The sequence below is a fragment of the Burkholderia cepacia genome, assembly GCF_001039005.1.
GTDB lineage: Bacteria > Pseudomonadota > Gammaproteobacteria > Burkholderiales > Burkholderiaceae > Burkholderia > Burkholderia theae.
The window spans coordinates 1-9,482 of the sequence record NZ_LDWR01000136.1; the positions used below are offsets into that span (position 1 = coordinate 1).

Sequence of the window (9,482 nt, forward strand, 5' to 3'; positions counted from 1 at the left end):
TGTGAAGTGAGGCCGTTTCACTCTGACCTCATGGCTTCGTAGTGACCGCTGGCATGACCTTCATGAACTGGGTGCGTACGTGTCGACGAATGTACCGTTCATGATGGTCGCTGATCGCGGCGGAGATTCCACCGATGCGATTCGCCAGCGTCGGCATATTCCCCATCTCTACCGGCGAATGGTCGATGACACGCCCGGCGGTATGCCTACGTGGCGGAGAAGGTCGCACTCCAGTGATCTTCCGCCCGAGTGGCCCAGGCCCGCTTTTCAAACTCGTGGTGAGCGGGGCAGTCGAAAACCGCCGCCCGTGGCCGGAGCGGCGACGTGAACGCTTTGCATCCTGCGCTGCTGCGCGCGATGCGCACCGTCTCGACCATTCCGCACTTGCCATTGCACTGGCGGAAGGTTGCACAGCGGACTCGAAAGCAGGCGGTTGGCGGCGTCTGGCACACACGCACCGTGGACTCGGCGTTCGTGAGAGATTTTCAGTCATGAGTGGCTCCGCCGCACGAACTCGAGAACGTGCAAGCAGGAGCCCGTTCTATGCACACAAGCTGATGAACATCGACACCAATTCAGAAAAACGAGCGAGCCATCGCAAGATCCTCCTCGCCGGCGCAACGGGTCTCGTCGGCCATGAGATCCTGCGATTTCTCCTCGCGGACGATTCCGTTGACGAGGTGCACGTGGTCGCCCGACGTGCCCCCGGCCTTCAGGATTCGAAACTGGTGGTCCACATCGTGGATTTCCGGCATCTCCCTCCACTGATGAGGGTGGATGAAGTTTACCTGGCGCTCGGCACAACGATTCGTGCTGCCGGCAGTCGACAGGCTTTCCGTGACGTGGATCTTGCTGCGAATCTGGCGGTCGCCGAGGCGAGCGTTCGGGCGGGCGCGCGGCGTATTGCGCTGGTTAGTGCTGTGAGCGCCAATGCACGATCACGCATCTTCTACAATCAGGTTAAAGGCGAATTGGAAGAGGCGTTGGAACGATTGCCTCTCGATGCACTCGTCATCGCACAGCCGTCCCTGCTGCTTGGAGACCGAAGTGTCTTGAATCAACCCACACGCATCGGAGAAAAGCTTGCGGCCTGTCTGAGTCGTCTCGTCCAACCGATGCTTCCACTTGACTACCGCCCCGTCGACGCCGATGCCGTGGGACGTGCGCTCATCATGACGCTCCCCACGGCGCAAGGCATGGTTGTACTTCGGCCCAGTGAGCTCACCCGCATTGGGCGAGCGATGTCTCGGTCCGAGTGAGAGTGATTCGATGATTCGGACGGGGGATGTCCGACCCAGGAAGTCGCAACTGTACGCGGTTCCAATCCAACTGATTTCCCCGGGCACCATGACTCGAATCGATCGAGGCAGGGTAGTCAACAGACGGAAGTCCATCATGGTGGTCGATCTTGCGCCCGGACGCCTTTCGGTATCCTACGGTTCCCGTCCATTTTTCATACTCACGAGTCACAAGAACCGGTAGCAGCATCAGCGCTGCGCTCTACCGCATGCCGCTGACCTGAAGCGGAAGTTTGTGAACAATCGGGCAATGAGTCTCGCGTCGATATTTATCGGAATCCAGTCAGATTCGACGGATCGTGGCGGGAGGTTGATCGAGATGCGCGATGAGGCGGCGCTCGTTGTCGAACTGCAGCCAGCGTACGATGAGCACCTTGGTCTCTGTGCGACAGCGGAGCCGTTCCCGATTCGGCAGTTCGTCACACGACTTGCCATTAAAGCTATCGACGAACCCGGTTTGCCACGGACTGCCGGGCATGATGAAGGCCGGACCGATTGCCGTATTCCGCAGCCAGCTACATGACCTGGACAGCAGCATCAGTCGCGACAGCGTCTGGATTGCACCTGCGACCGCACGCGGCCGCAGGCGTCGGAATCACATACCGGTCACTGTCGCCGGTAGATAGGTCATGTCCGAGCACCACACCAACCGGACAACCGTGCCGCCGTCACGACGTGCACGATCGGTTTCAAGCCGTTTGGCCCATCTGCGATGGGTGCTCGGCCTTGCGCCCGCGGCAACCGACAAAAGGTCGACGCACTGGCGAGGTCGGTCCCTTGGTCGGTCGAGGTCAGCACGATTCGAGCCGGAGATTCACGACGCACGTCTTACTTCGGCTGCGCATCGCCGCTGTAGTCAGGAACGCTGTCCATCTTCTTGCCGCCGGGACCGCCTGAGGCAGAAATCAGCGACTGGCGGCGCTGCAGGTAGGCATCACGAACGAAGGAATATTTGTCGATCGCAGCAGCGTTCAGCACATCGCCGGTGCCAAGCAGGGTCGCGCGCGTGTTTATCAGATTCACTCCGGTGAGGCTCCAGCTCAGCTCGTCCGGGCTCACATAGGTCAGCGGATTGCCGGCGTAGTCGCCCGCGAGGCCCACCGTGTCGCGCACTGTGCTCGGCCCAAATAGAGGCAGAACCACATACGGGCCCGACGGCACACCGTAGTGGCCCATGGTGAGACCGAAGTCGGCCGTGTGCTTGGGTAGTTTGGCAACGGTCGCGACGTCGAACAGCCCGCCCACGCCGAACACCGAGTTGATCATCACGCGCATGATGTCACCCACGCCGTCGGCGATACGTAGTTGCATGAGGTTGTTGGCGGCAATATAGACGTCACCGATATTCGAGAAGAAATTGGTCACGCTGGCGCGTACCGGAGCGGGTACCGCCCACTGGTAGCCTTTAGCGACGGGTCTCAGCGCATAGGTGTCGGCGGTATCGTTGAACTTGAACATAGTGCGGTTGAAAGCCTCGAACGGATCGCCCTTGGTGGGCGTCTGGACGGTGGCGCAGCCGCTCATCGCGATAACTGCCGTTGCGGCCAGGATCGTATTTCTGAAGTTCATGATCGCACTCTCTCTTCTGCGGCTTCACGCAGCGCAGGGTAGTCGGTGTAGCCCTGCGCGGTGCCGCCGAAGAACGTCGCGCGGTCCGCGTCGTTCATCGGTGCGTCGACCTGCAGGCGCGCGATGAAATCCGGATTGGCGAGCACCATCTGGCCGTAGGCTTCCAGATCGGCCTGTCCCGCTTCGATGTCGGCTCCGATCTGATCGCGCGAGCGGCCCGGGCGGTTCAGGATCAGCGTGCCCTTCCAGAGCGCACGGATGTCGGCCAGCAGCGCGTCGTTGCCCAGATGCATGAGGTGCAGATAGGCGAGACCGAGCTTGTCCAGTTGCGCGACCAGATGACGGTACAGGTCCGGCCCTTCGGCGCCTTCGTCGATACCCCACATCGCGGTGCCCGGCGACAAGCGGATCGCCGTCCGGTCCGCACCGATCTCGTTGGCAATCGCGGTGGCGACCTCGATCGCGAAGCGCGCGCGGTTGGCGATCGGGCCACCGTATTCGTCGGTACGCGTGTTGGCGTTCGGCGCGAAGAACTGCTGGATCAGATATCCGTTCGCGCCGTGAATCTCGACGCCGTCGGCGCCGGCCTCGATCGCGCGGCGGGCCGCCACGCGGAAGTCCGCGACGGTCCGGCGTACTTCGTCGGTCGACAGCGCGCGCGGCGCCGGAATGTCCTGCATGCCGGTCGGCGTGAACATCTGCGCGCCTGGTGCGACGGCCGAAGGCCCGACGCCCGGGCGGTGATGTGGCGTGTTGTCCGGATGGGACATGCGGCCCGCGTGCATCAGCTGGATGAACAGATGGCCGCCATTCGCATGCACCGCATCGGTGGTCTGCTTCCAGCCGGCGACATGCGCGCCGGTATAGATGCCCGGCGTCGTCAGGTAGCCCTGCCCATCGTCCGATGGCTGCGTGCCTTCGGTGACGATCAGGCCGACACTCGCGCGCTGCGCATAGTATTCGGCGGCCAGGTCGCCCGGCGTGCCGTCGAACTGCGCGCGGCTGCGGGTCATCGGTGCCATCACCAGGCGGTTCGACAGGGTATAGCGTCCGACGCGGACGGGATTGAACAGCTGACTCATGGTGAAAATCCTCGAATTCGACGAAATGAAAGTGGAAGCGCGACGCGTGCCATGACGCCGCGCACTGGATACCGGTCCGCGCGATCGGCACATCGGACACGACCATGACGTACCGACGAAGGTGTCGCGAATACTGGATTGACCAGCCTCGGACTCAGACCGAAGAACGGTGCCTGGAGATAACGCCCGACCGCATCGAGCGCGATGCATCTCATCGAGGTCGATGGTATTCATGCGCGCCGATGTGACGTTGTACGTCCGTTCGGTGTTGAAATTGTCGAACCCGCCGATCACGCCAGTGCCGCTAACCTGTTTGCCGCGCAGGTTCCGCATCGACGCATCGTCACACCGGTGGATCAGGCTCTCGCCTCGCTTCATCGCCGACTCTCTCAATTCGATGGAGAAAATGATCGTCGGCTTTACGAGCGAAATAAATATGGCTATACGGAAATCATTTTCTAATGCATGGAACAATCGCCGCGTGCCTCTGCGCAAGACGCTTGATAACGGCAATGTCATACCGGAATTTTCCGCGCCAAAACGAGACTGTTTCGGCGGTTAGGCAAACCCCGCACGAATCACATCCGGGCATGCTTGCAATGAATCGTCGAGCCAAGGCGCATGGAAGGCATGAAACAAACCGACCTTGAACTGAACCTGCCGACGAAGCGCACCCGCAAGCGCGCATTCCCTGACGAAATGAACCGGGCGGTGCCGCGGGCTGATCTGGATACTGCGCGCGGGCACGGTGGTGGACGCGACGCTAATCAGCGCCCCGAGTTCGACGAAGAATGCATCGGGAGGGTGCTACCCGGAAATGTGCCGGAGCAAGAAAGAGAGCCAGCGATATTTCGGCACGGAAGCGCCATTGGCGTGGACGCAGAATCCGCACTGATGTACACGGTGCGGCGCACGTCGCGTCACGTCAGCGACGTGCTCGAAGCCAACCGCCTGCTGCATTGAGAGGTATCTGCCCGTTTGGTGATGTGTGCGATGAGGGCGTACACCAGCGTCTGGATGCCCGGACCGACGAGAACTCGCGCGTGGAGATGAAGTCGGGGCGCCGTTGTACCGTGGACAACGCAGGTCGCTTGATGCGCTCATCGGTCAGGCCGAGCGAATCACGGCAGGCTTCCGAGCCAAGGTCGAACACCCGTTCAGACTGATCAAACGTCAGTCCGGTTACGCCAAGGTTCGCTATCGCGGGCTGAGGAGTAACACGGGACAACTCATGACCTTGTTCACGCTGTCCGATCTGTGGGTGGCGTGCGGCAAGCTAATGGCCATACGGGTATGAGCGTGGGCGCGAAAGCTGCGCGCTTAGGCATCGTGCAATCGAATCCGTTCGGCAAGCAGATCAATGAAAGCGACCACCTTGGGCGAAAGATGGCGTCTCGTCGGGTAGAGCGCATAGACGGGAATGTCTCCCCAGGACCAGTCGACAAGCAGATGCAGCAAGCGTTTCCTGTCGAGATCATCGGCGCACAAGGCCTTGGGTAACCACGCGACTCCCACGCCCGCGAGGGCGGCCACTCGAACCATCTCGATGTCGTTGACCGTCAGTCGCGGCGTAATACGGACCTCGGTACGTTTGCTTCCTGATTCCAAGGGCCAGACGAGCGACGTCGATTTGCCTCCGAGGGTGATACATGCGTGGCTCGCCAGTTCGGCAGGTGTTTTCGGGACGCCATGGCGTTCACAGTACTCGGGCGTCGCCACGAGCATGAACTGCGCTGTTCCGAGCTTGCGTGCGACGAGGGTCGAATCGACGAGTGCTCCCGCTCGAATCGCCACGTCGAAGCGCTCGTCGACGAGATCGACAAGGCGATCGGTGCACACCAACTCGACCGCGACGTCGGGATGGCGAACGAGGTACTCGGCAATGATCGGCCTGAGTGGGTTAAAAGACATGGGCGCCGCGACCCTCAGCAGGCCGCGGGGCGTCCCACGCATTCCCGCCACCGCGCTCTCCGCCTCTTCGATGTCTCCCATGGCAGGGCTGACGCGTTCGAATAGGACGCGGCCGGCCTCGGTAAGGCTCAGCTTGCGTGTCGTGCGTTGAATGAGCCGCTCTCCGATCCGTTCTTCAAGGTCGGAGATTTTTCGGCTCACGGTGGACTTCGGCAGGTTCAGACGTCGCGCAGCCTCGCTCAGGCTTCCCGCTTGGATGACCCGAACGAAGACCACGATCTGGTTGAGGTCAATTGTTCCGTTCATGGAACGATGATACCCAAATTCAATGTCTTGTTCAACGACAGGCTGGGACGTATCTTCTTCAGGCAGGGAACTGCTCGAACGTTAGTCAAGTGTCCGGAGAGAAAGTCGTAAGGCTCACGAGATAACTCGGTTGGCCGCAACGGAGACAGTTCAGTCATACGATGTGGCGAGGCGTTCCTTCAACCGCGTTGATATCCGGCGTTTAGCCCATGTTTCGGTAGCGCGAGGCGCCGCCGGACAAGGTCGAAGCATGACGAAAGCACCAGCATGCGATGTGGGTCGTGAAAACTGCCCATTGGGTGATGGATATTCTCGGCGCGGATGTTCACTCGTGCGGCTGCTTTGGTGAATACGCACTTTATCCGGGCGCATTCCGGGATATCAGCCTTTGAGGCTGAAAACCGTGCAATTGATGCGGACGGTTTTCCGTCACCGGGTTTGATCGTCGCATCCTCGGAGAGGAGTGATTGGCTGCAGCCTTGTCGCGACGTTTTGTATCGGCGCTTCGAGTTCGGCGCCACGCTCGTCGACGGCACGCAGCAACGGATGCCGCTTGCCGCGCAGTTGAAGACAATCGCAGGGAATCGGTGACTGTGATAAACGATCTCGTCTTGTTCGCCGCTTCATTCCATAGCCGTGTCTTCAACATTTTCTGTAGACGCCCTGGCAAAAACCTTGGCTGACGCAGCAGTGGATACGTTGTAGTTCGCCGACCCCTTCTTCTTCGATACCACTTGCAAAGTGGTGTCGTGTCTTGGTTAAAAGGACAGACCGATTTAAAGCGGCGCCGGACTGCACGGACTTTGATTGATTATTTTGGTACGCACACATGAACTACGACAAGTGGTCTGAAGGCTATTTTTCTCGCACGCCGTATGTGCATGGATACAATAGATTAATTAATCCATCGATGTTGAAGATGATATGCATGTTTGCGGGGGTGGAGTATCCGTCTGGAGAAAATATAAATTATCTCGAGCTCGGATTTGGTCAGGGGGTGTCAATGAACATCCACGCTGCCGCAAATGAAGGGGGCTATTGGGGAGTTGATTTCAATGCGATTCATGCCTCCGGGGCAAAAAGAATGGCCGATGCATCCGGGGTGAATGTGAATATATTCAACGAGTCATTTAGAAATTTCGCGACTCGTGACGATCTCCCGGAATTCGATTTCATTGTGCTGCATGGTGTCTGGAGCTGGATTTCCGATGAAAACAGGGGTTTTATAGTTGATGTAATTAATCGCCGGCTTCGTGTCGGCGGGATTGTTTATATTAGCTACAATTGCTTTCCTGGCTGGGCTCCAATAATTCCTCTGCGTGAATTGATGGCTCTGTATATGAGAAAATCGGGAAATTTGTCTGAATCGGATGTTGCTGTAAGCGACGCAATATCATTCGCCAGGGAAGTTTTGAGGTCCGAGTCGACATATCTTGCTGGAAATCCAATGGCAGCGCATCATCTCGATACGTTGAGCGATGATTATAAATATATCGCACACGAATATCTTAATGCCGAATGGGAAATCACGACTCTCGAGAAAGTTGCTGGCCAGCTGGTGGGCGCGCAGTTGAATTTCGTGGCGTCGACGCGAATGTTGGAAAACATTGATGCTTTTTGTGTTAGTGAAACGGGGAGGAAATTGCTGGATGGAATTCGCGACCCAGTCACAAGGGAGTCCGTAAAGGACTATATGATGAACACGAGGTTCCGTTGTGACGTGTTTGCGAAGGGTGCGCTGCCTGTTTTGTCGGCAGAGCATCGCGAGAACTGGAGGAGCATGAGCTTCACGCTTGTTGTTCCCAGAGGCGAGATTCCTTCCAAGATTAAGGTGCCACGAGGAGAAGTCGACTTCTCCGACTCTCCTTTGTCTGCGGTTTCTGATGTGTTGTCCAATGACGGGTATGCTCCAAAAACGATAGACGATATATTGACTTTCGATAAATTGTGCTCGAATTCTTTTGGTGAGATCGTTGATGCGCTTATTATCCTGATGGATTCTGGTTATGTTAGTCCAACGAAAATCCCCACCAGCATCGTGATCGAGCAATGCAGGAGATTTAATCGATACGCGCTGCGCAGGGCATCATTTACTACTGAAATCGATCACCTTGCATCGCCAATAACGGGGGGAGGGGTAATGATCCCGCATATATATCAATTGTTCCTTGGTGCACTGGCAGATGGAAAGTTGGAAATATATGATTTGGTCGGTTCGGTGCAGGATGCGATGTCGAATGTGCACGGGGGATTTATCTTGGACGCGCAGAATTATAGTGCGTCGGAGCGCGGCGATTTCTCATGGGCGCATCAATTTGCCGAGGATTTTCTTAAAAACAAGCTTCCCTTGTTTAGGGCGTTGCTGATCATTTGAAATGTTATCAAGCGATATGCTAATCGCTTGTTGATTGTTGCGTAGGTGCATAAATATTCTTATGTATCTGAAGTGCTGTCGCCCCCGCTCGTGGCGTTGCCCGCTTGCGCTGAACTGCATGAAGCTAGCCGGGCGTACGATCCATCGCCGTCGGAGATTGAGGCCTGGGTCGAGGATGGCCGGCCGGGCATGGAGAATGCGCTGCGAGCCAATTCGCAGGACGTGAAGGAACGGTATCGGAGTGACTCGGTCGGTTGCTGATCGGAGTACACCATCTCGGCTGCCAAGGCAGGATGACGAACGAGGTACTCGGCGACGCTCGGTCCGAGCGTACTGGACGACATCGGAGTCGAGACCCGAGACAGGTCGCGTGGCGCTCGTTGCCGCCTTGATGTCGCGGCTGACGCACTCAAACAGAACACGGCCTGGTTCGGTGAGGCTCAGCTTGCGCGTCGTGCGCTGGATGAGCCGCTCGCCTACCCGCTCCTCGAGCTCGGAGATTTTTCGGCTCACGGTGGACTTCGGCAGGTTCAGGCGTTGCGCCGCTTCGCTCAGGCCTCCCGTCTGAATAGCGCGGACGAAGACCAAGGGTCGGTTGAAATCGATCGTTCCACTCGCGGAACGATGATAACCAAATTCCATGGCTTGTTCGTCGATAGGTTGGGACGTATCTTCTGCGGACGGGAAGACCTCCCGAATCGGAAAGCAAAGGAGAAACAGTCATGCCCGATACTTCGCAGATGCTCACGACTTTGGCCCAGGGCCTCAGTACCCCGGTCCGCGCACCGATCCTCCATACGCCGGATGAGTACGGAATGGCGTACGAGGAGATCTCGTTCCCGTCCCTGGACGGCACCCCGCTGGAGGCGTGGTGGATTCCCCGGGAGGGCTCGGACAAGCTGGTGATCGTCAATCACCCGATGCCGATGAACCGCTACGGCT

The 9,482-nt window shown here is 58.2% G+C and carries 5 protein-coding genes and 6 pseudogenes; 6 read left to right on the plus strand and 5 right to left on the minus strand.

Going from position 1 to position 9,482, the window contains the following annotated elements; all coding sequences use genetic code 11:
* The first annotated feature begins 557 nt into the window (after positions 1-557).
* Entirely contained in the window at positions 558-1,259 is a 702-nt protein-coding gene (locus tag VL15_RS41540; protein ID WP_080971128.1) for an NAD-dependent epimerase/dehydratase family protein, read from the plus strand.
* A 322-nt stretch (positions 1,260-1,581) separates the two neighbouring features.
* On the opposite strand, the pseudogene VL15_RS41545 reads toward VL15_RS41540, so the two are convergent.
* From VL15_RS41545 to VL15_RS38700, 3 genes and pseudogenes are all read right to left on the minus strand, one after another.
* A pseudogene (locus VL15_RS41545) lies at positions 1,582-1,812 on the minus strand (integrase core domain-containing protein); the annotation flags it as partial.
* Positions 1,813-2,132: 320 nt separating this feature from the next.
* Positions 2,133-2,867, minus strand: a pseudogene (locus VL15_RS38695) (VacJ family lipoprotein); the annotation flags it as partial.
* On the minus strand, positions 2,864-3,949 hold the full coding sequence (locus tag VL15_RS38700) for an alkene reductase (protein ID WP_048252162.1): 1,086 nt from the start codon (positions 3,947-3,949) through the stop codon (positions 2,864-2,866). The gene VL15_RS38700 and the pseudogene VL15_RS38695, both read right to left, overlap by 4 nt.
* Before the next feature lie 733 nt (positions 3,950-4,682).
* Here VL15_RS38700 and VL15_RS43915 point away from each other — a divergent pair.
* A pseudogene (locus VL15_RS43915) lies at positions 4,683-5,246 on the plus strand (transposase); the annotation flags it as partial.
* Between the two features lie 23 nt (positions 5,247-5,269).
* Here VL15_RS43915 and VL15_RS38710 read toward each other — a convergent pair.
* Entirely contained in the window at positions 5,270-6,166 is an 897-nt protein-coding gene (locus VL15_RS38710) for a LysR family transcriptional regulator (RefSeq protein ID WP_080971130.1), read from the minus strand.
* 321 nt (positions 6,167-6,487) lie between these two features.
* Between VL15_RS38710 and VL15_RS42505 the strand changes: the two genes are divergently transcribed.
* The 3 genes and pseudogenes from VL15_RS42505 to VL15_RS43525 all read left to right on the plus strand — a co-directional run.
* Positions 6,488-6,757 carry a hypothetical protein gene (locus tag VL15_RS42505; RefSeq protein ID WP_155420426.1) on the plus strand — a complete coding sequence of 90 codons (270 nt, stop codon included), beginning with the start codon at positions 6,488-6,490 and terminating at the stop codon, positions 6,755-6,757.
* Positions 6,758-6,995: 238 nt separating this feature from the next.
* Positions 6,996-8,540, plus strand: a complete 1,545-nt coding sequence (locus VL15_RS41550) for a class I SAM-dependent methyltransferase (RefSeq protein ID WP_080971131.1) — start codon at positions 6,996-6,998, stop codon at positions 8,538-8,540.
* 120 nt (positions 8,541-8,660) lie between these two features.
* Positions 8,661-8,801 (plus strand): annotated as a pseudogene (locus VL15_RS43525) (DUF1153 domain-containing protein); the annotation flags it as partial.
* 171 nt (positions 8,802-8,972) lie between these two features.
* Here VL15_RS43525 and VL15_RS43530 read toward each other — a convergent pair.
* A pseudogene (locus VL15_RS43530) lies at positions 8,973-9,182 on the minus strand (helix-turn-helix domain-containing protein); the annotation flags it as partial.
* A gap of 80 nt (positions 9,183-9,262) precedes the next feature.
* On the opposite strand from VL15_RS43530, the pseudogene VL15_RS38720 reads away from it, so the two are divergent.
* Positions 9,263-9,482 (plus strand): annotated as a pseudogene (locus VL15_RS38720) (alpha/beta hydrolase); the annotation flags it as partial.